Source organism: Cobetia sp. UCD-24C (assembly GCF_001306765.1).
Taxonomy (GTDB): domain Bacteria; phylum Pseudomonadota; class Gammaproteobacteria; order Pseudomonadales; family Halomonadaceae; genus Cobetia; species Cobetia amphilecti.
This window is the reverse complement of sequence record NZ_LJTD01000001.1, coordinates 174,820-195,235: the sequence shown is the minus strand read 5'-3', so window position 1 is coordinate 195,235 and position 20,416 is coordinate 174,820. Positions and strand designations below refer to the sequence as shown.

General features: G+C 64.1%; 18 protein-coding genes. 16 read left to right on the top strand and 2 right to left on the bottom strand.

The window, feature by feature from the left end; genetic code table 11:
- Positions 1-13: 13 nt before the first annotated feature.
- From msbA to murB, 6 genes are read left to right on the top strand one after another with little or no spacing between them, the layout of a single operon-like run.
- Positions 14-1,762 (top strand): lipid A export permease/ATP-binding protein MsbA, encoded by a 1,749-nt coding sequence (gene msbA / locus AOG28_RS00810; protein ID WP_225347686.1) that lies wholly within the window; start codon positions 14-16, stop codon positions 1,760-1,762.
- Positions 1,759-2,748: a tetraacyldisaccharide 4'-kinase gene (gene lpxK, locus AOG28_RS00805; protein WP_054555010.1), complete on the top strand. Its 990-nt coding sequence runs from the start codon at positions 1,759-1,761 to the stop codon at positions 2,746-2,748. The genes msbA and lpxK overlap by 4 nt, the downstream gene beginning before the upstream one ends.
- A gap of 54 nt (positions 2,749-2,802) precedes the next feature.
- On the top strand, positions 2,803-2,997 hold the full coding sequence (locus AOG28_RS00800) for a Trm112 family protein (protein ID WP_043331901.1): 195 nt from the start codon (positions 2,803-2,805) through the stop codon (positions 2,995-2,997).
- Positions 2,997-3,836, top strand: coding sequence for a 3-deoxy-manno-octulosonate cytidylyltransferase (kdsB, locus tag AOG28_RS00795; RefSeq protein WP_054555009.1), 840 nt, complete (start codon positions 2,997-2,999; stop codon positions 3,834-3,836). The genes AOG28_RS00800 and kdsB overlap by 1 nt, the downstream gene beginning before the upstream one ends.
- Complete coding sequence (locus AOG28_RS00790; RefSeq protein ID WP_054555008.1) at positions 3,836-4,393, top strand: low molecular weight protein-tyrosine-phosphatase; 558 nt, start codon at positions 3,836-3,838, stop codon at positions 4,391-4,393. Before kdsB ends, AOG28_RS00790 begins: the two co-directional genes overlap by 1 nt.
- On the top strand, positions 4,390-5,469 hold the full coding sequence (gene murB, locus AOG28_RS00785) for a UDP-N-acetylmuramate dehydrogenase (RefSeq protein WP_082388115.1): 1,080 nt from the start codon (positions 4,390-4,392) through the stop codon (positions 5,467-5,469). Before AOG28_RS00790 ends, murB begins: the two co-directional genes overlap by 4 nt.
- Positions 5,470-5,756: 287 nt before the next feature.
- On the opposite strand, the gene rne is transcribed toward murB, so the two are convergent.
- Positions 5,757-9,875, bottom strand: a complete 4,119-nt coding sequence (gene rne, locus AOG28_RS00780) for a ribonuclease E (protein WP_152965301.1) — start codon at positions 9,873-9,875, stop codon at positions 5,757-5,759.
- 1,036 nt (positions 9,876-10,911) lie between these two features.
- On the opposite strand from rne, the gene AOG28_RS00775 reads away from it, so the two are divergent.
- From AOG28_RS00775 to AOG28_RS00765, 3 genes are read left to right on the top strand one after another with little or no spacing between them, the layout of a single operon-like run.
- Complete coding sequence (locus AOG28_RS00775) at positions 10,912-11,871, top strand: RluA family pseudouridine synthase (RefSeq protein WP_054555007.1); 960 nt, start codon at positions 10,912-10,914, stop codon at positions 11,869-11,871.
- Positions 11,864-12,550, top strand: a complete 687-nt coding sequence (locus tag AOG28_RS00770; RefSeq protein WP_054555006.1) for an HAD-IA family hydrolase — start codon at positions 11,864-11,866, stop codon at positions 12,548-12,550. Before AOG28_RS00775 ends, AOG28_RS00770 begins: the two co-directional genes overlap by 8 nt.
- A 34-nt stretch (positions 12,551-12,584) precedes the next feature.
- The gene (locus AOG28_RS00765) at positions 12,585-13,673 is read left to right on the top strand and encodes a S49 family peptidase (RefSeq protein WP_054555005.1); all 1,089 of its coding nucleotides are present in this window, start codon (positions 12,585-12,587) and stop codon (positions 13,671-13,673) included.
- Positions 13,674-13,754: 81 nt separating this feature from the next.
- On the opposite strand, the gene AOG28_RS00760 is transcribed toward AOG28_RS00765, so the two are convergent.
- Positions 13,755-14,351, bottom strand: coding sequence for a Maf family protein (locus tag AOG28_RS00760; protein ID WP_054555175.1), 597 nt, complete (start codon positions 14,349-14,351; stop codon positions 13,755-13,757).
- Positions 14,352-14,609: 258 nt separating this feature from the next.
- Here AOG28_RS00760 and AOG28_RS00755 point away from each other — a divergent pair, with 258 nt between their 5' ends.
- The 7 genes from AOG28_RS00755 (at position 14,610) to fabF (ending at position 20,368) form a co-directional block, all read left to right on the top strand.
- Positions 14,610-15,140, top strand: coding sequence for a YceD family protein (locus tag AOG28_RS00755; protein ID WP_054555004.1), 531 nt, complete (start codon positions 14,610-14,612; stop codon positions 15,138-15,140).
- A gap of 33 nt (positions 15,141-15,173) precedes the next feature.
- A complete protein-coding gene (rpmF, locus tag AOG28_RS17560; RefSeq protein ID WP_065392644.1) occupies positions 15,174-15,344 on the top strand; it encodes a 50S ribosomal protein L32 in 171 nt (56 codons plus the stop codon).
- 29 nt (positions 15,345-15,373) lie between these two features.
- Positions 15,374-16,396 (top strand): phosphate acyltransferase PlsX, encoded by a 1,023-nt coding sequence (plsX, locus tag AOG28_RS00750; RefSeq protein ID WP_082388113.1) that lies wholly within the window; start codon positions 15,374-15,376, stop codon positions 16,394-16,396.
- Between the two features lie 287 nt (positions 16,397-16,683).
- On the top strand, positions 16,684-17,646 hold the full coding sequence (gene fabD / locus AOG28_RS00745) for an ACP S-malonyltransferase (RefSeq protein WP_043331894.1): 963 nt from the start codon (positions 16,684-16,686) through the stop codon (positions 17,644-17,646).
- Between the two features lie 60 nt (positions 17,647-17,706).
- Entirely contained in the window at positions 17,707-18,450 is a 744-nt protein-coding gene (fabG, locus tag AOG28_RS00740) for a 3-oxoacyl-ACP reductase FabG (RefSeq protein WP_043331893.1), read from the top strand.
- 100 nt (positions 18,451-18,550) lie between these two features.
- The gene (gene acpP, locus AOG28_RS00735) at positions 18,551-18,784 is read left to right on the top strand and encodes an acyl carrier protein (protein ID WP_024950601.1); all 234 of its coding nucleotides are present in this window, start codon (positions 18,551-18,553) and stop codon (positions 18,782-18,784) included.
- 339 nt (positions 18,785-19,123) lie between these two features.
- Positions 19,124-20,368 carry a beta-ketoacyl-ACP synthase II gene (fabF, locus tag AOG28_RS00730; protein ID WP_043331892.1) on the top strand — a complete coding sequence of 415 codons (1,245 nt, stop codon included), beginning with the start codon at positions 19,124-19,126 and terminating at the stop codon, positions 20,366-20,368.
- The last annotated feature ends 48 nt before the right edge of the window (positions 20,369-20,416 follow it).

The following is a 20,416-nucleotide window of genomic DNA, read 5'->3' as shown; positions in this document are numbered from 1 at the left end:
CTATGGAGACCCCGTGAGTCGCGACTCCACCTGGATTCATTACCGCCGCTTGCTCGGCTATGTTCGCCCGTACTGGAAGATGTTTCTGGCCGCCGTCGTCGGCTACATCATCTACGGTGCCTCGAGTACGGCGCTGGCCGAGATGATGAAGCGCCTGATCGACGGCATTCAGAATCCTGACGCCCAGTTCAGACTGTTCCTGCCGCTGTTCGTGATCGGCATGTTCGCCGTGCGCGGCGTCGGCACCTTCCTGGGCACCTACTGCATGAGTGATGTGGCGCGCAACGTGGTCCACACCCTGCGCACCACGGTGTTCAACCACATGCTGCACTTGCCGGGGCGCTATTTCGACGAGAACTCCACCGGCCATCTCATCACGCGCGTCACCTACCATGTCGAGCAGATCACCGGCGCGGCCACCAAGGCGCTGACCATCATCCTGCGCGAAGGCTTCTTCGTGCTCGGCCTGCTGGGCTATCTGTTCTGGACCAACTGGAAGCTGACACTGGTATTCATCGCGGTCACGCCGCTGATCGGCTGGGTGGTCAGCTATGCCAGCAAGCGCTTCCGCAAGCTCTCCAAGCGTATCCAGGGCTCGATGGGCGAGGTGACCCACGTGGCCTCCGAGGCGCTGTCCGGCCATCGTGTCGTGCGTACCCACGGTGCCGAGGATTACGAGAAGGCACGCTTCGCGGCGGTCAGTGAGTACAACCGCGAGCAGAAGATGAAGGAAGCGCTGACCAAGGCCACCGCCACGCCGGTCATCCAGCTGTTGATCGCCGTGGCGCTGGCCACGCTGGTATGGCTGGCGATGGCGCCGGAACTGATGGCCGGCATGAGCGCCGGTGAGTTCGTCGGCTTCATCACCGCCGCCTCGATGATGGCCAAGCCGGTGCGCCAGTTGACCGAAGTCAACGGCGAGATCCAGAAGGGCATGGCGGCCTCGGAAGAACTGTTCGGTCTGCTGGATACGCCGGCAGAGCCGGACAACGGCACTTTGGTACCCGAGGGTCGCCTCGAGGGCCGTGTGCGCTTCGACAATGTCCACTTCCGCTATGCAGACCATCAGCCGGAGGTGCTCAAGGGCATCGATCTGGAGGTGAAGCCGGGGCAGATGGTCGCCATCGTCGGGCGTTCGGGGTCGGGCAAGTCGACATTGATGAGCCTGTTGCCGCGCTTCTACGCACCGACCACCGGCCGCATCCTGATCGACGATGTCGCCATCGAGGACTACAAGCTGCGCCCGATGCGTCAGCAGATCGCGCTGGTCTCGCAGAATGTCACCCTGTTCAATGCCGACCTGACCGCCAACATCGCCTATGGCACCGGTGAGGTCGACAAGGCACGGGTGGAAGAGGCGGCGCGCGCGGCCTATGCCCACGAATTCATCGAGCGCATGAGCGAAGGCTACGACACCATCGTCGGCGACAATGGCGTGATGCTTTCCGGTGGTCAGCGCCAGCGTATCGCCATCGCGCGTGCCATCTACAAGGACTCGCCGATCCTGGTGCTGGATGAGGCCACCTCGGCGCTGGATACCGAATCCGAACGCTATATCCAGCGCGCGCTGGAGGAAGTGTGTCAGGGCCGGACGACCTTCGTGATCGCCCACCGTCTGTCCACCATCGAGAAGGCGGACCGCATCCTGGTGATGGATGATGGCGAGATCATCGAAGACGGCACCCACGAATCATTGATTGCTCAGGAAGGTGCTTATGCCGCGCTGCATCGCATCCAGTTCCGGGAGACGGCAGACGCATGAGTGAACGACTGGTAGACGCCTGGTATCGCGGCGCCGGCTGGCTTCATCTGCTGCGCCCGCTGGAACATGTCTACAAGAATGTGGTGGCGCGCAAGCGCAACGCCTATCTCACCGGCAAGCGTGAGGTCTGGAAGGCGCCGGTGCCGGTGATCGTGATCGGCAACATCACCGTCGGTGGTACCGGCAAGTCGCCGCTGGTCGCCTGGCTGGGGCGCTGGTTGAGCGAGCAGGGCTGGCGCCCGGGCATCATCTCGCGCGGCTACGGCGGGCATTCGCCGCGCTATCCCCTCTACGTGCAGGCCGATACCGATCCTCAGCATGCCGGCGATGAGCCGGTGATGCTGGCCCAGCAGACGGGCCTGCCGGTGGCGGTCGACCCGGATCGCCCGAGCGCGGCGCGGCGCCTGATTGCCGCAGGCTGCGACATTCTGCTCTCCGATGATGGCCTGCAACATCATGCGCTGGGGCGCGATATCGAGCTGGTGGTCGTGGATGGTGAGCGTGCCTTCGGCAATCAGCGTTGCCTGCCCGCCGGGCCGCTGCGCGAGCCGTTGTCGCGCCTCGCCAGTGTCGATGCGGTGATCTCCAACGGTGTCATCGACTGCTCGCGCCTGCCGGTGGAATCGCATTGCATGAAGCTGACGCCGGTCCACTGGCGCCACCTGATCGACGACGTGCGCTATCCTGCCCACCAGCTGCCGTTCAGTGGTCAGGTGCATGCGTTGGCCGGTATCGGCAATCCGCAGCGCTTCTTCCGTACCCTGACCAACCTCGGGGTCGAGCATCTGCCGCGTCCGCTGGCGGACCACCATCGTTTCACGCCGACGGATCTGCGCTTTTCCGACAATCTGCCCGTGGTGATGACCGCCAAGGACGCCGTCAAGTGTCGCAGCTTCGCCAATGAGCGCTGCTGGGCGCTGGATGTCGAGGCGCGTCCGGACCAGGCGCTGGTGGACTGGCTCGCCAAACGCCTTGAGGCGCTCTGAGTGCTTGATCGCTGAATTTTCTTTCTTTTCTGCTGTTATTCCGGAGATGTCTCGATGGACAAGGAACTGCTCGCGCTACTGGTTTGCCCGCTGTGTCAGGCCAAGCTGACCTATGATGCGGCGAATGCCGAGCTCAAGTGCTTCTACGATGGCCTCGCCTATCCGGTACGCGACGGCATCCCCGTCATGCTGGAAGAAGAAGCGCGCCAGATGGATGCCGACGAGAAGCTCAAGGGGAGCCGCGGCTGATGAGTGACCTTCTGCAGCAGGGGCAGGCAGACGACAGCCGTTCAGAGGGCGAGTCCGGCTTCGTGGTCGTGATTCCGGCGCGTTTCAACTCCTCACGCCTGCCGGGCAAGCCCCTGGCGGACATTCATGGCCAGCCGATGATCGAGCATGTCTGGCGCAATGCCTGCGCCAGTCAGGCCAGCCGGGTCGTGATCGCTACCGATGACGAGCGCATCCGTGAGGCCTGCGAAGGCTTCGGGGCCGAGGTGGTGATGACGCGTGGCGATCATCCCAGCGGGACGGACCGCCTTGCCGAGGTGGTCACGCTGCTGGCGCTGGCCCCCGAGACCCTGGTGGTCAACGTCCAGGGCGACGAGCCGCTGCTGCCGGCGGCGCTGATCGATCAGGTGGCGGTACGCCTCGAGGAAGACGAGGGTGCCTCGATCGCCACGCTGGCGGAGTCGATCGCCAGCGTCGACAGCCTGTTCAATCCCAATGTGGTCAAGGTGGTGCGTGACCTGCGTGGGCGTGCCCTGTACTTCTCGCGTGCGCCTATCCCGTGGGACCGCGAGCACTTCACCACGCCGCCGGATATGCTGGCCACCGATTCCTGGCTGCGCCATATCGGCCTCTACGCCTATCGTGCCAGCTTCCTGACCGATTACGTCGACTGGCTGCCGGCCCCGCTGGAGCAGCTCGAACAGCTTGAACAGCTGCGCGCGCTGCATCATGGTCATGCCATCCAGGTGGCCATTGCCTGCACGGCGCATCCAGCCGGTGTCGATACGCCGGAGGATCTCGAGCGCGTGTGCGACTGGCTGGCGCAAGCAGCGGCAGGCAGCGAGAGCGGAGAGGCCTGATGAGCGAGCTTCTTGAGCAACTGGTCCAGCGTCAGGCGCCATTGGAGCGCATCCTGATGGTGTGCCTGGGCAATATCTGCCGCTCACCGAGTGCCGAAGGCGTGTTGCGTGCGGCGTTGACGCGCCATGGTCTGGAGCAGGTCGTCACGGTGGACAGTTGCGGTACCAGTGACTGGCATGTCGGCGGTCAGCCTGACTCGCGGGCCATCGCGCATGCGGCCAAACGCGGACACGACATCAGCACGCTGCGTGCCCGTCAGTTGTGCGAGCAGGACTTTCACGACTTCGATCTGATTCTGGTGATGGACGACGCCAATCTTGCCGATACCCGTGCCTTGGCTGCGCGCAGCAACAGTGGTGATCAGGCGCTGATCGGTCGCCTGCTGGACCTGCTGCCGACCCCGTTGCCCGCGCTGGCAGCGGGCAGTCGTGAGGTGCCGGACCCCTACACCGGGGGCCCCGATGCCTTCGAGCGTGTGCTGGACCTGATCGATGTGGCCTGCGAGGCACTCATTGCGGCACTGCCTGCGGCGACCACGGCGCGGGCGCGCTCATGACTCAGGTATCCACTGATCAGAACGCTGGCAACACCTCGCAACGTGAGGGGGTGGCGCTGGATGGCTGCAATACGCTGGGCTTCTCGGCGCGTGCCCGCGCCCTGAGTGAGCCACACACCATCGAGGCGGCCAGGGCGCAGGTGCTGGCCTCCCGGCAGGCTGGTGAGCGTCTGGTGGTGATCGGCGGCGGCAGCAATCTGGTATTGCTGCCGTGGCTGGATGCCCATGTCATGCGCCCGGCCTTTGACGAGGTCGCCATCACGCCGGCAGAAGACGGCCTGACGGCCACGGTCTGCGTCGAGGCCGGCAAGCGCTGGCATGCCCTGGTGATGGAGCTGGCCGCCGCCGGCTGGTGGGGCTACGAGAACCTGGCCTTGATTCCCGGATGCTGCGGTGCGGCGCCTATCCAGAATATCGGCGCCTATGGCGTCGAGCTGGCAGACCATCTGCTGCGCCTGGAAGTCATGTCGCTGGAAGATGGCAGCTGCCGGTGGATGAATCGCGAGGAATGCGGTTTCGGCTATCGCGACAGCATCTTCAAGGGCGTGCTTGAGCATCGCGTGCTGATCACGCGCCTGGAGTTGCAGGTATCGCGCCAGGCGTCGCCTCGGCTCGGTTATGGTGATCTCGCCCAGCGTGTCAGTGCGGCGCTGCCGCAAGGGGAGGAGGCGACGCCGTTGCAGGTCGCCCAGGCGGTGATTGCCACGCGCAGTGAAAAGTTGCCCGACCCCGCGCAACTGGGCAATGCCGGCAGTTTCTTCAAGAATCCGCAGCTTCCCGGGGCCGAGGCCCAGGCGCTGCTGACCCGCTTCCCGAGCTTGCCGCATTACCCGCAGGCCGATGGCAGCATCAAGCTGGCAGCAGGCTGGCTGATCGATCAATGTGGTCTCAAGGGCGCGCGCAGAGGCCATGTCGGCGTGCATGCTCAGCAGGCGCTGGTGCTGGTGCACTTCGGCGAGGGGGCCGTCACGGAGCTGCTGGCACTGGCGCAGGAGGTGCGTGAGGCCGTCCACACCCGCTTCGGGGTCTGGCTCGAGCAGGAGCCGCGGGAGCTGGGGATGATGCCTGAAGGGTGATGCCCGAGGGCTGAGGCCCAGAGTCGTGCACACGAGACCTGCGCTGAAGTGAAGGCACGCACACCAGGCGCTGAAAATAGCATGCACTGAAAACAAGAACGCCCCGCAGGCTTGCCTGCGGGGCGTTCTTGTTTTCAGTGCATGGTTCTGACTTGCTGCTCAACGGGAGCGGCTGGCATAGACCTTGGCACAGTCCCTGTCTTGCTGCCTTTCTGGCGCCCCCTTCAGCACTTGTGGCTGAAAGGGGCGCCAGAGTGACGGCAGGGGCAGGGCGCCAGCCTCAGGACTCAGTGAGACGTGTTGCTGTCATCCTGAGCGGTCGTGTCCTGAGTCTCTGCGCTGGCCTGTTGTGCGGCAGCACGTTCGGCAGCTTCACGCTCACGACGACGCACTTCGCGCGGATCGTTGTAGGCGCGTTCGCCACGGCGACGGCGGGTCTCGGTGGCTGGCTGCGTGCTGTCCTGCTGCGCGCCTTCTGCCGCTGTCGTCTCGCCTCGCTCGCTCGGCGCCTGCTTGTGCTCGCTGTCAGCGACTTCCCCTGTGTGGGAGTCGTCGCTCACGGCTTGCGCCACGGCGACATTGTCGTGACGCTCGGCAGTCGCGAACGCTGTCTCGGCCGGCGCATTCTCGACGCTGGCGCTGACGTTGACGGCGCTTTCGGCACCTTCAGCAGTAGCATCAGAGCCTTCAGCTGATTGAGCGCCTTCCGCAGCTTCAGCGACAGTATCTGCGGTGCGCTCAGTGCTGACGGCAGGCTCAATCTCAGTGCTGGCCACGTCAGCGCTTTGCGTCACCTTCACCTCGCTGGTCTCAGTCTGCTGGGGAGCCTCTTCGTGCGCGGTCTCCTGTTCCTGTACAGGCTGTTCAGCGGCAGCGTCTTCCACGGCAGGCTCTTCCGCCACAGGCTGCGCAGGCTGGCTGGCAGTGTCTGCTTCAGCGACAGGTGCCTGAGCTTCGGTCTGCTCGGCAGCTTGCGCTTCGGCGGCCGGTACCTGGACGCTTTGCTCGGCGGCGGCTGGCGCTTCAGGCACAGCGGCTTCGCTGGTCACGCTTTCCTTCAGCGACTGCTCATCGGCCGCGGCTTCTGCAGCGGTGACGGCCGGCGTGTCGACGGTGACGTCAGCTTCGTTGGCCTGCGGCTGGTGCACGCTTGGCTGCTGGACGGCATGCTGCTCAGTGCGCTGGGCGGCGTGTTGCTCAGTCTTCTGCGCCTGGTGAGCGCCAGTGGCAGGCGCTTCGGACGCCTCTTCGACTGGTGCTTCAACAGGTGCTTCGACGACCGGCTCGGGCACTTCCGCTGTCGCTGGCTCAGATGCTTGCACGTCGGATGCCGCTGACTCAGGCGCTACCGTCTCCTTCAGTGCTTCGTTGCTTGGCTCGCTGACTTCCGGTGCAACGGCTGCCGTGAGGTCTGCGCTGGCAGACTGCTCGGCGCTGGTCGGCGCGTCCTGTGCAGCGGTGCTGTTTTCGTCTTGCGGGGCACTGGTTTCAGCCTGCGGGGCGCTGTCATTGCCTTGCGGGACATTGGCTTCACCCTGCGGGGCAGCGGTGGTGGCGCTGATGGCTTCGGCACCTTCCTCGGCAATGGCCGGCACCGCAGCGGCTGCCGGAGCAGCGGCGGCCTGCGGGCCTGCCAGCGTCATGGCCTTGAGCGACTTCTGCTCTTCGACCGCCTGCGGGTTCAGAGCGTGCTGACGGCTGCGAACACGCGGGTTGTTGCGGGTCTGCTGGTCTTCGCTGCTGACCTGCTGTTCCACCTGCTCGGCCTGTTCGGCTGCCTTGATGGACTCGCGTGCCTGCTTGCTGTCGACCTGCTCGGCCTTGTCAGTCTTGGCCGGCTTTTCACCACGTGCCGGCTTGTCGCCGCGCTTGCCGGAATCGCGCTTGCTGGCGTTGTCGGCCTTGGCGTTCTGGCTGTCGCTGCTCCTGGCTTCGGCTTTCGGGCTGTTGTCGGCCTGCGGCGTCTGCTCCGGTTCGGCCTGCGGCTTGCTGTCGTTGGTGACGATTTCCTGCTGGCTGTCCTGACGCGACTCGTTGGACTTGCGACGGTTGCCACGGTCGTTGCGCTGACGGCGCTTGTTGTTGCTGCGGCCATCGTTCTGGCTGCTGCTGTCAGCGTCGTTGCCACGGGAATCGTTGCCGCTGTTGCGTGACTCGCCGTCGTTGTTGCGTGACGCGTTGTCATTGCGACGACGGGAGTCCTTGCGGTTGTCATCACGCTCGTTGCCACGGCCGTCACTGCTGCGGTCGTTGCTACGTTCAGCGTTGCGGCCATTGCGGGAGTCGTTGCGAGCCGCTGCCGGAGCGCTGGCTTCACTGACGGTCTCGCGACGCTCGCGGGCCTTTTCCAGTGCCTTGCGGGCTTCGCTGGACTTGGCCGGCACGGCGGTGTCGTTGTCATTGCCCAGCAGACGGCTGAAGCCTCGGGCCAGGCGCGACAGCAGGCCACCACCGGTGGCCGGAGCAGCAGTCCTGACGGGAGTCTGGGCTGAAGGCTGCGCCACGACTTCCTGCTTGCTGGCCTGAGCGCGGGTGTCATTGCCCTGGCTCGAGCGGTTGCCCTGGCGGTTGTCATTGCGCGAGCTCTGACGGTTGTCGTTGCGGCCTTCGCTGCGAGTGTCATTACGAGACTCGTTGCGCGACTCCTGACGGTTGCGGCCGTTGCTGCTGCCGTTGCCGTTGCGACGACGATTGCCGTTGTTCTTGCCGTTGCGGCTATCGCTGTCATTGCTGCTGTCAGCGCTCTCTGCCACGGCGGCGGGCGCTGCGGCAGGCGCTTCCGGTGCGGCAACCGGGGCAGGCGTGGTGTGGGACACGCTCTTGACGGCTGCTTCAGTGCGCGCCGGCGGCTTGTCGAAGTTCGGATCCGGTTCCTTGCCGACTTCGGTCTCGACGGACAGCTCGAAGCTGGACTTGTCAGCACCGTCTTCATCGACGTGGTCATCACGCAGACGCACGACTTCGTAGTGCGGCGTGTCGAGTTCCGGGTTCGGCAGCAGCACGACATTCACGCCCTGACGACGTTCGATGTCGAACAGCGTGGCGCGCTTCTCGTTGAGCAGGTAGGTCGCGACCGGCACCGGCAGGATGGCGCGGATCTGCGAGCTGCGCTCCTTCATGGCCTCTTCTTCGATCAGACGCATGATGGAGAGCGCCATGGAGCGCACGTCACGGATGGTGCCCTGGCCGTCACAACGCGGGCAGACCACGCCGCTGGTCTCGCCCAGTGAGGGGCGCAGACGCTGACGCGACATTTCCATCAGGCCGAAGCGTGAGATGCGGCCGATCTGGACGCGAGCGCGGTCGATCTTGAGCGCGTCGCGCACACGATTCTCGACTTCACGCTGGTTGCGTGCCGGCGTCATGTCGATGAAATCGATCACCACCAGGCCGCCGATGTCGCGCAGACGCAGCTGGCGGGCGATCTCGTCGGAGGCCTCCAGGTTGGTCTGCAGCGCGGTTTCCTCGATATCACTGCCGCGGGTGGCGCGAGCGGAGTTGATGTCGATGGAGACGAGGGCTTCGGTGTGGTCGATGACGATGGCGCCACCGGAGGGCAGTTTCACTTCACGCTGGTAGGCGGTCTCGATCTGGGATTCGATCTGGAAGCGCGAGAACAGCGGCACATCGTCTTCGTAGAGCTTGATCTTCTGCTGGTAGCTCGGCATCACCTGACGTACGAAGGAAAGCGCTTCTTCCTGGACTTCCGGAGAGTCGATCAGTACCTCACCGATGTCATTGCGCAGGTAGTCGCGCATGGCACGGATGATGACGTTGGATTCACGGTAGATCAGGAAGGGGGCAGGGCGGCTGGAAGCGGCCTTGGTCACCGCGTCCCACACCTGGGCCAGGTAGTCGAGGTCCCACTGCAGCTCTTCGGCGCTCTTGCCGATGCCGGCGGTGCGCACGATGACGCCCATCTTGTCCGGCAGGGTCAGGCTGTTCATCGCTTCCTTCAGCTGAGCGCGCTCTTCGCCCTCGATGCGGCGGGAGATACCACCGGCACGCGGGTTGTTGGGCATCAGCACGAGGAAGCGGCCGGCCAGACTGATGAAGGTGGTCAGGGCGGCGCCCTTGTTGCCACGTTCTTCCTTGTCGACCTGGACGATGACTTCCTGGCCTTCCTTGAGCACTTCACGAATGTTGGGACGGCCCTGGCCGGGGTCCTTGGAGAAGTACTCGCGGGAGATTTCCTTGAGCGGCAGGAAGCCGTGGCGCTCGGCGCCGAAGTCGACGAAGCAGGCTTCGAGGCTGGGCTCGATGCGGGTGATCTTGCCGCGGTAGATGTTGGCTTTCTTCTGTTCGCGGGCGCCGGACTCGATGTCGAGATCGTAAAGGCGTTGTCCGTCGACCAGTGCGACGCGCAGCTCTTCCGGCTGGGTCGCGTTGATGAGCATCCGTTTCATGTCGTCTCGCTAGACTGGGCGTGCCGAAGGGCAGCCGCATTGTGCGTCGGCGACGAGGAACCGTTTTCCGCTTCGTGTTGTGCTCAGCGCATGTCGTGGAATGCGTTTTTCGCATGCAGGCAAGTCCGTGGACGGGCCACATGCGGCATGATCATGTTGAGTACTTGGAAGAGGCAGGACGTGTTGCGGGGATTTGTACTCCTCCGGCCCTGCGGTCTCTTCCCTAACACCTGGCATTTGCCGATTCATCGACGCCGGCCTTCGGCACGGATATCGAATGATTACCCGGGCTTCATGCCCGAGCGGTCTTGTGTCGTTGGCCCATGAATGACTGGGCATCTTGCTGTCTTGCCTGCGCAGGCGGCTTTCGGGCTCCCGCGACATCATCTCGTGGAGTCTGCAACGAAGGCTCGAAGGGCGATTGCGCTGCGGCGCGCGGCGTCATGCGTTCCGCGCCCGCTGATGTCGTCATCAGGTCCTGTGAGACCTGAGCGACATCGATGTTTTGCGTCAGCTGTTGGTCTGGCCACCGGCCGCGAATGACTGTCCTTGGGGCGGCCTTCACTGCCTGTGATTGACAGGTGCGATGCGCGGGACAGCACGCTACCGACAGGGTAGATGACAACAGGGTGCTTGCGTGACCTGCACGGTGCTGATGTCGGTGCGCGTTGCTTCATTGCGGGCCATCTGACCCTCTCCGCCGGCGTGAAGCACCTTGTTGAAGTGCCGGGTGCGCCGTTTTTCCGGCCGCTGTGACAGGGCTGCGGAGACGATGATCGGGCATATAGAGAAGGCCCATCTCACTGCGCTCGAATATACCAGTAAAGGTATGTACCAGCAATTCAGCTGCCAGATCAAACGCTTCGCTACATCGCCCGAGATACGAGGCCCGGCGAGCCGCGGATGAGAGCGGCATATGGCACGATGATTCCCCATTGGTCGCATGACACCGTAGAATGACCGGTCTGAGTGCGCCCAGGCGCACGGCAACAAGATGAGCAGGCCGCGCGAAGGCGGGGCCGGAAAGGAGTGCGACATGGCCGAAGGCCAATCAGTCCAGTGGATCGAGGTTGCCCCGGAATTGGCCGGGCAGCGCATCGACAACTTTCTGCGTACCCGCCTCAAGGGCGCACCCAAGGCGTTGATCTATCGCATCGTGCGCAAGGGTGAAGTGCGCGTGAACAAGAAGCGCATCAAGGTCGATTACCGCCTGCAGGCGGGCGATCTGGTGCGGGTGCCGCCACTGCGCCTCTCGCCGGAAGCCGCCGTGCAGGAAGTCAGTGACAACCTGCGCGAGGTGCTGGCGGGCTGCATCGTGCGCGAGACGGATGACTTCATGGTCATCAACAAGCCCTCGGGGCTTGCCGTGCACGGCGGCAGCGGCGTCAAGATCGGCCTGATCGAGGCCATGCGCCAGATTCGCGCCGACCTGCCGTTCCTGGAGCTGGTGCACCGCCTGGACCGTGATACCTCCGGCTGCATTCTGCTGGCCAAGTCGCGGGCTGCGCTGTTGCAGCTCAATGCCGACCTCAAGGCCCACAAGATGACCAAGCTGTATCTGGCGCTGGTCGAGGGGCGCTGGGATTCACGCCGCGATTACGTCAATGCGCCGCTGGAGCGCTATGACGGTGGCAATGGTGAGCGGCGGGTGCGCGTCGATGAGGCCGGCAAGACGGCCAGCACCCGCTACGCGGTGCGTGAGGCCTATCCGAGCATGACGCTGGTCGAGGCCGAGCCGATTACCGGGCGTACCCACCAGATTCGCGTGCACTCGGTGCATGCCGGGCACCCGCTGCTCGGCGATACCAAGTACGGCACCGAGCGCGGCAATGCCCTGGCGAAGAAGGTCGGGCTGGAGCGCCTGTTCCTGCATGCCGCCCAGCTCAGCTTTCCTGATCCGATCGACGGGCGAACCGTCACCGTGCGCGCGCCGCTGGACAAGCGGATGAAGCGCGTTCTCGCCACTGCCAGAGAGCTGGGGGCTCGTCATGACTGATCTCACCGCAGGACTGCCGCAACCGCGCTATCGCCTGGTCATCTTCGACTGGGATGGCACCCTGATGGATTCCGAGGCGCGTATCGTCGACTGCCTGCAGGCAGCCTCGCTGGCGACGGGCATGGGCGAGCTGCCTGCCCATGCGGCGCGTGACATCATCGGGCTCGGGCTGCCCGAAGCCATGGAGCGCCTGTTCCCGGGGGCGACGGCCGAGCAGTGCGAGGCGCTGGTCGCGGCCTACAAGGCGCATTTCGTGGCGGTCGATACCACGCCGCTGGACTTCTTCCCCGGTGTCGAGGCCGGCATCCAGCGTCTGCGTCGCCATCCCGAGCAGCTGCTGGCCGTCGCGACGGGCAAGAGCCGCCGCGGGCTGGACCGCATGTTCACGGCCCATGACTGCGGTGACTGGTTCCATGCCTCGCGCACCGCGGACCTGACGCTGTCCAAGCCGCACCCTCGTATGCTCGAGGAATTGCTGGCCGAGCTGAACGTTGAGGCGCATGAGGCGCTGATGGTCGGCGATACCGAATATGATCTGGAAATGGCGCGTGCCCTGGGCATGCACAGTGTCGGTGTCGACTACGGCGTACACAGTGTGCCGCGTCTTGAGGCCTGTGCGCCGCAGCGCATCGTCTCGCATTTCGATGAATTGATGGATTGGCTGTACGTGGCCAGGTAACGGCCGCGATCGCCCAGCACAGGAGCAGCAATCGATGAGTGACAGGCCGCAGGATCCCTGGCGTGAAGGCGCGGGTGGCAAGGACGAGAGCGAAGCGGGCTTGAGCGGGCCGGGCATGAGTGGACAGGGCGCGGCGGCTGCCTCCGACCGTGAGGTGGACTGGCAGGCGCGCGAGCGTACCGCGCAGCTCGAGATGATGGACCGCTGGGTGCAGGGCGTGGTCACCGAGCAGCGTCGTTCGCGGCGCTGGAAGCTGTTCTTCCGCTTCCTGTTCGCCTTGCTGTTCATCGCCTCGATTGCGACCTCGGTGACCCTGTTCACGCTCGGCAGCCAGCCAGCGGCGCTGCCTGGCGAGCAGCATCTGGGCGTGGTGCGCGTGAAGGGCGTGATCGAAGCGGACGGTGAAGCCAATGCCGAGCGCATCATCAAGGGGCTGCGCGCGGCCTGGGAGTCACCGGCCTCCGTGGCGGTGGTGCTCGACATCAACTCGCCCGGTGGCAGCCCGGTGCAGTCCCAGCGCGTCTATGACGAACTGATGCGGCTGCGTGAGCGGGGCGACAAGCCGGTGATCGCGGTGATTGAAGACCTGGGCGCCAGTGGTGCCTATTACATGGCGGCCGGCGCCGGCGAGATCATCGCGGCACCCTCGAGCCTGGTGGGCTCCATCGGCGTGATTTCCTCAAGCTTCGGGCTCAAGGGGCCGATGGAAAAGCTGGATATCGAGCGTCGCGTGTTCACGGCGGGAGACAACAAGGCGTTTCTTGATCCGTTCTCGGAAATCTCGCCGGACCAGCGTGCCTTCTGGCAGAGCGTGCTGGGCACGACGCACCAGCAGTTCATCGCGGCGGTCAAGGCCGGGCGTGGTGAACGTCTCAAGGATGACCCCGAGCTGTTCTCGGGGCTGATCTGGACCGGCGAGCAGGCGCGGGGGCTGGGGCTGGTCGATCGTACCGGCACGCTGGAAGAGCTGGCGGCGGAGCTGGCGCCAGAGGCGGAGCTGCACGATTACACGCCGCGTCAGGACCCCTTCGAGCGCTTCACGCGGCGCTTCGCCGGTGTGATGGCCAGTGCGATGGGGCTCGAGACGACGGTGTCGCCGGTCAGCTACCGCCTGCCTTGGTAGGCGAGTCAGGGCCGCAGCTCTCGTCGCTCAGGGCTGCGGTATCTCTCAGGGCTACGGTGTCTCTCGGGGGCGCGGCGCCATTCAGGGGCGCGGTGCATCCAGCAGAGGGTCGACGCCTGCCTCGCGCAGCAGTTCGCACAGGCGAATCAGCGGCAGGCCGATCAGGCTGTTGGGGTCACGCCCCTCGAGACGCTCGAAGAGCGTGATGCCCAGGCCTTCCATGCGGAAGCTGCCGGCGCTGTCGAGGGGGCGTTCGCGCTCGACGTAGCGTTCGATCTCGGCGCTGGTCAGGGAGCGGAAGACGACCTCGTGGTCTTCATGACAGACCCAATGACGCGCGGATTGGGTGTCGATCAGTGCCAGACCGGTCACGAAGCGCACGCGACGTCCGGAGAAGCGTGCCAGCTGGGCGCGTGCGGCTGACAGATCCGCTGGCTTGCCCAGTATCTCGCCCTCGAAGACGGCGACCTGATCGCTGCCGATGATCAGGTGGTGGGAGTAGGCATCCGCCACGGCGTTGGCCTTGCCGAGTGCCAGACGATGGACCAGTGTCTCGGCACTTTCTTCGCGCCGCGGCGTCTCATCGATACTGGGGGCTGTCCAGGTGAAGGGCAGCCCGAGGCGTTCAAGCAGTTCACGACGCCAGCGTGAGCTGGACGCCAGGACCAGTGGAGTCATCATGGCTCTCCCGTCGGGGCGCGTTGCGGGCATTGGCTGGGCGGCGCGCGGCAAGTATTTGAAAAGCAAGGGCTGCAGGATGCCGTAAATCCTCTCGGCATTGAAGCGTCAGGCGCGTACAATCGCGCGCTGGACGTGTAGCCCAGTGTCAGTTGTCGCATATCGACGTGAAAGCGTGATGGTGAGGGGGCTGGCAAAAGCAACAAGTTGCTCATGCATTTTGACACCGGGAGGGGGAATCCCTATTATGGCGCGCCTATGTTGACCACAAGACTGCCGACCAAGGTCGAGCCCTACCGGCTGGCGTCAGCGGGTAAACGCCTTGAAGGCGTGATTCCACTGGCGAACATGCCCCGTGTTGTTGAAGCCATCGGTGCTCAGGAAGGGGACGTCAGCGTCTCCATGACCTTTGACATCGACACTCAACGTCGCAGCTTCATCGAAGGCTCCATCGCCTTCGAGGCAAGTCTGCTATGTCAGCGTTGTCTGGGACCCACCGAGCCGGAGCCGCTTTCCAGCGAGTTCCTGTTGGGTCTGGTGACCAGCGATGCGCTGGCGGCGCAGCTGCCCGGTGAGTACGAGCCGGTAGTGGTGGAAAACGAACAGCTGGATCTCCTGACAGTGATCGAGGATGAAGTGCTCCTGGTCCTGCCGCAGGTGGTCTACCACGAGGAGGCCAATTGTGCCGTCTCTCGCGACCAGCTGGCCAGCGGTGTGGAACCCGAGGCCTCGGACGCACCCGCTGTGAATCCATTCAGTGTGCTTCGCACCCTGAAGGACAAGCACTGAACTCAATTTGTCGACAAGATTGGAGTAATCCCCATGGCAGTTCAGCAGAACCGCAAAACTCGTTCCAAGCGTGGCATGCGTCGTAGCCACGATGCCCTGACTGCACCGACCCTGTCCCAGGACAAGGAAACCGGTACAGTTCACCTGCGTCACCACGTCTCTGCCGACGGTTTCTACCGTGGCCGCAAAGTCGTTGATGCATAAGGCATTGATGCAGCGCGCGGCGTAACGCCGTGCGTATCGCCATCGATACGATGGGCGGGGACTTCGGTCCCCGCGCTACGTTACGGGGCACGGCCAGTGCGCTGTTGCGAGACTCGCAACTCAGCGCCATCCTGGTCGGCCCGCAGCATCTACTGGATGCCGAGTTAGACTCCCTCCCTGCTTCACTCTCCCGTGTTCGTGATCGCCTTCAGACACTCGCTGTCGACGGCATTGTCGCGTCTGATGCTCGCCCGTCCCGCGTTCTGCGCAGCCGCGAGCCCAGCAGCATGTCTCAGGCCCTGGGTCTGGTGGCGAAGGGCCAGGCGGATGCCTGTGTCAGTGCCGGCAATACCGGCGCCTTGATGGCGCTGGGCATGCGCGAAGTGGGAAGAGTGAAAGGGGTGGAGCGACCTGCCATCTGTGCCGCGGTGCCCACGCGCGGCGCGCGCGCCTGCAGCCTGCTGGATCTCGGCGCCAACGTCGATGTCGCACCGCACCATCTGCTGGCGTTCGCCCGCATGGGCGCGATGCGCAGCCGCCTCATTGACGCGGTCGAGCGTCCACGAGTAGGGCTGCTCAACGTGGGGGTCGAGTCGGTCAAGGGGACTGCGCAGGTGCAGGAAGCGCACGCCCTGCTGGCTGGCAGCGAGTCGGATTTCGACTACCTTGGCTTTGTCGAGGGCGGCGACCTCTTCTCCGGCAAGGTGGATGTGGTGGTCTGTGACGGCTTCGTCGGTAATGTCGTGCTCAAGAGCAGTGAAGGACTCGCGCAGATGCTGTCGGCACAGCTGGGGGCGACCCTGGCGGCCAGCTGGCGCACGCGCCTGATGGCCTGGCTGGCGCGCCCGGCGCTGACACGACTCTCGCGTGAACTGGACCCGGTGCGCTACAACGGTGCCAGCCTGCTGGGCCTGGCAAGCGTGGTGGTGAAGAGCCACGGCGGCGCGGCGGCGGAAGGCTTTGCCTTTGCCGTCACGCGGGCGGCCAGCGAGGCTCGTGAGCAGTTGCCCTCGCGCCTGGCGCAGGCCCTGGAAGGCACATACTCACGCTGAATGAGTAAATTGGTCTGATTTGTTCCTGTTGGGGTCGAGCTTCGGCGCACACGGTGCGACAATGCCAGCGCTTCGCGGCCGGGCGGTGAAGGCGGACGGGAATCAGGGGCAGGCAGCTCCTACAGGAAGCCCCCGCAGGACAGCAGCATGACGTAAATGACAGGAAGCAGGCTTTCCCCTGGCAGAAGCGTGAGACACGACAGTGGTCGTCTCGCTTGCGAGCCAGTGGAAATCGGGTTTCTTGACCCGTGTCAGTCCCACCTGAACAGATGGAAATGGTGACAGCAATGACAGATTCCCTGGCCCTCATCTTCCCGGGACAGGGCTCCCAGCAGGTCGGCATGCTGCGGGAGCTGGCGGAGCGCTATAGCGTGGTCCGCACTACCTTCGAGGAAGCCTCTGACGCGCTGGGGCGCGATCTCTGGCACCTGACACAGGAAGGCCCGGCGGAGGAGCTCAATCGTACCGAGCTGACCCAGCCGGCGCTTCTGACCGCCAGTGTCGCCATCTGGCGCGTCTGGCAGGAGCTGGAAGGCCCGCGCCCGGCGCGCATGGCCGGTCACTCCCTGGGTGAATACAGCGCCATGGTCTGCGCTGGCGTGATCGGTTTCGCCGAGGGTGTCAAGCTGGTCAATCTGCGCGGCGAAGCCATGCAGACTGCCGTGCCGCAGGGCCAGGGCGCGATGGCGGCCATTCTCGGTCTCGAGAATGCCCAGGTCGAAGCCGCCTGTGCCAGTGCGGCACAGGGTGAAGTGGTCGCGGCAGTCAACTACAATGCGCCGGGACAGGTCGTCATCGCCGGTGGCACCGCTGCCGTCGAGCGTGCCATCGCGGCATGTCAGGAAGCGGGGGCCAAGCGCGCCATGCCGCTGCCGGTGTCGGTGCCGTCGCATTGTGATCTGATGCGTCCGGCGGCCGACAAGCTGGCCGAGGCGATGAATGCCATCGATTTCCGTGCGCCGCGCTATACCGTCATCCAGAATGTCGATGCCAAGGCGCATGACGATGTCGAGACACTGCGTCAGCGTCTGATCGAGCAGCTCTATCAGCCGGTGCGCTGGACCGATTGCGTCAATGCCATGTTCGACAGTGGCGCACGCAGCTTCATCGAATGCGGCCCGGGCAAGGTGTTGACCGGCCTTGGCAAGCGCATTCAGCGTCAGGCACGTGGCCTGGCCGTGAATGATCCGGATAGCCTGGAAGCGGCGCTGGAACTTGCCCGCGAGACCGCTGCCGAACAGAATCAGTAAGCTCGTGGCTGGCCCATCTGGCCGGCCATGTGACTTGGATCAGCCAACTCAGGACTCAAGATGACGAGCGAACGCAGAATCGCACTGGTGACCGGTGCCAGTCGTGGCATCGGCCAAGCCATCTCCCGTGAACTCGGCCGTCAGGGCCGTATCGTGATCGGTACTGCCACCAGCGAGAAAGGGGCAGCGGCCATCGGCGCTGACCTCGAGGCGCACGGTATCGAAGGCGCGGGCATGCTGCTCAACGTCACCGATCAGGCCAGCGTCGATGCCGTGCTCAAGGAAATCGGCGAGCGCTTCGGCGCCCCGACCATCCTGGTCAACAATGCCGGCATCACGCGTGACAACCTGTTGATGCGCTTGAAGGAAGACGATTGGGACGCGGTGCTCGACACCAATCTCAAGTCGGTCTTCCGTGTCAGCAAGAGCTGCCTGCGCGGCATGACCAAGGCGCGCTTCGGCCGCATCGTCAACATCTCGTCCGTGGTCGCGACCATGGGCAACCTCGGTCAGGTCAACTATGCTGCCGCCAAGGCAGGCATGGAAGGCTTTGCCCGCTCGCTGGCGCGCGAAGTCGCGTCACGCAATATAACCGTCAACTCAGTGGCACCGGGCTTCATTGCCACTGACATGACTGAAGCATTGCCGGAAGCGCAGCACGAAGCGTTGCTCGGCAACATCCCGCTGGCGCGCCTTGGCCAGCCGGAAGAGATTGCTGCGGCAGTCGGCTTCCTGACCAGTGATGCAGCAGGCTACATTACCGGTGAGACGTTGCAGGTGAACGGTGGCATGAACATGCGCTGAACCCCACGCAGGGACGTGGTTGCGTCCTTTTGGGGTGGCCTATAAACTACGCCCAGCTTTTTCGAGCTGCGGATTCCGTACCACTAGGAGTGATTGTTAAATGAGCACCATTGAAGAACGCGTCAAGAAGGTTGTGGCTGAGCGCCTGAACGCCAAAGAAGAAGAAATCCAGAACTCTTCCTCTTTCACTGAAGACCTGGGCGCCGATTCCCTGGACACCGTCGAGCTGGTGATGGCTCTTGAAGAGGAATTCGATACTGAAATTCCTGACGAAGAAGCAGAGAAGATCACCACCGTGCAGGAAGCTATCGATTACATCGTCAACCACCAGTAAGGTGTGTTGAAGCGATCACGGAGCAACCTGTTGCTCATGGTCGTGATGCAATTGTCTGTACGTTCAAGAGCCGCACTGTTCCTCAGTGCGGCTCTTGTCGTTCAGGGATGTGCTGCGCAATGCCGCGCCGACAGGGCGCGCATTGCCTGGTGGTAGGCGGTGGGCTTCGTGACAAATGTCCCCTTGTGGCAAGTGTCGGAATTCCTTCGTGAAAGTGGCCAGAAAAGCGCTTGAAAACCGACTGCCCACGCATGGCCAGGTTTCTGTATAATGCGCTCAATTACCGTCCGGGCGTCCATGGCCCTGGCGTGCCAATTCGATAGTTTTGGAGGAGACACGATGCCTCGCAGAAGGGTAGTGGTAACAGGTCTTGGCCTGGTAACCCCGGTCGGGAATACCGTCGAGGAAAGCTGGAGCAACATCAAGGCGGGCAAGAGTGGCATCGCGGCCATCGAGCATTTCGATGTCAGCGGTTTCAATACCCGTTTCGGTGGCTCCATCAAGGACTTCGATGTGGGTCAGTACCTGAACCCGAAAGAGGCCCGCAAGATGGACCTCTTCATCCAATACGGTATCGCGGCGGCCCACCAGGCCATCACCGACTCCGGCATTGAATGCACCGAAGACAACGCCGAGCGCATCGGTGTCGCCATCGGCTCCGGTATCGGCGGCCTGCCGATGATCGAGCACAACCACAAGGCGCTGGAGAAGGGCGGTGCGCGTCGCATCTCGCCGTTCTTCGTGCCGGGCTCCATCATCAACATGATCTCCGGCAATCTGGCGATCCAGTTCGGTTATCGTGGTCCGAACATCGCGATCACCACCGCCTGTACCACCGGGACGCACAACATCGGTTACAGCGCGCGTACCATCGCCTATGGCGATGCCGACGTGATGGTGGCCGGTGGCGCCGAGATGGCGACTACGCCGCTGGGTCTGGGTGGCTTCTCCGCAGCGCGTGCGCTGTCGACTCGCAACGATGATCCGCAGGCGGCCAGCCGTCCGTGGGACCGCGACCGCGATGGCTTCGTGCTGTCCGACGGCGCCGGTGTCGTCGTGCTGGAAGAGTACGAGCACGCCAAGGCGCGTGGCGCGACCATCTACGCCGAGGTGCTCGGGTTCGGCATGTCCGACGACGCTCACCACATGACGGCGCCGCCCGAAGACGGTCGTGGTGCGGCCGCCGCGATGCGCAACGCCATCCGTGACGCCAAGCTCGAGCCGAGCCAGATCGACTACATCAATGCCCACGGCACCTCCACCAATGCCGGCGACAAGGCGGAAAGCCTCGCCGTCGAGTCGGTGCTGGGTGACGCGGCACGTGATGTGGCGGTCAGCTCCACCAAGTCGATGATCGGTCACCTGCTGGGCGCTGCCGGTGCGGTCGAGGCCGTGTTCTGCGTGCTGGCGATGCGTGACCAGATCGCGCCGCCGACCATCAACCTGGACAACCCGGCCGAGGGCTGCAATCTCGATTACGTGCCCAACGTCGCACGTGACATGAAGATCGAGTACACCCTGTCCAACTCGTTCGGCTTCGGTGGCACCAACGGCTCGCTGGTGTTCGGCAAGCTCAAGGACTGATCACACGCTTTCGTGTTCTCTCTCCTCAGACGCGCTCCCATCCGGGGG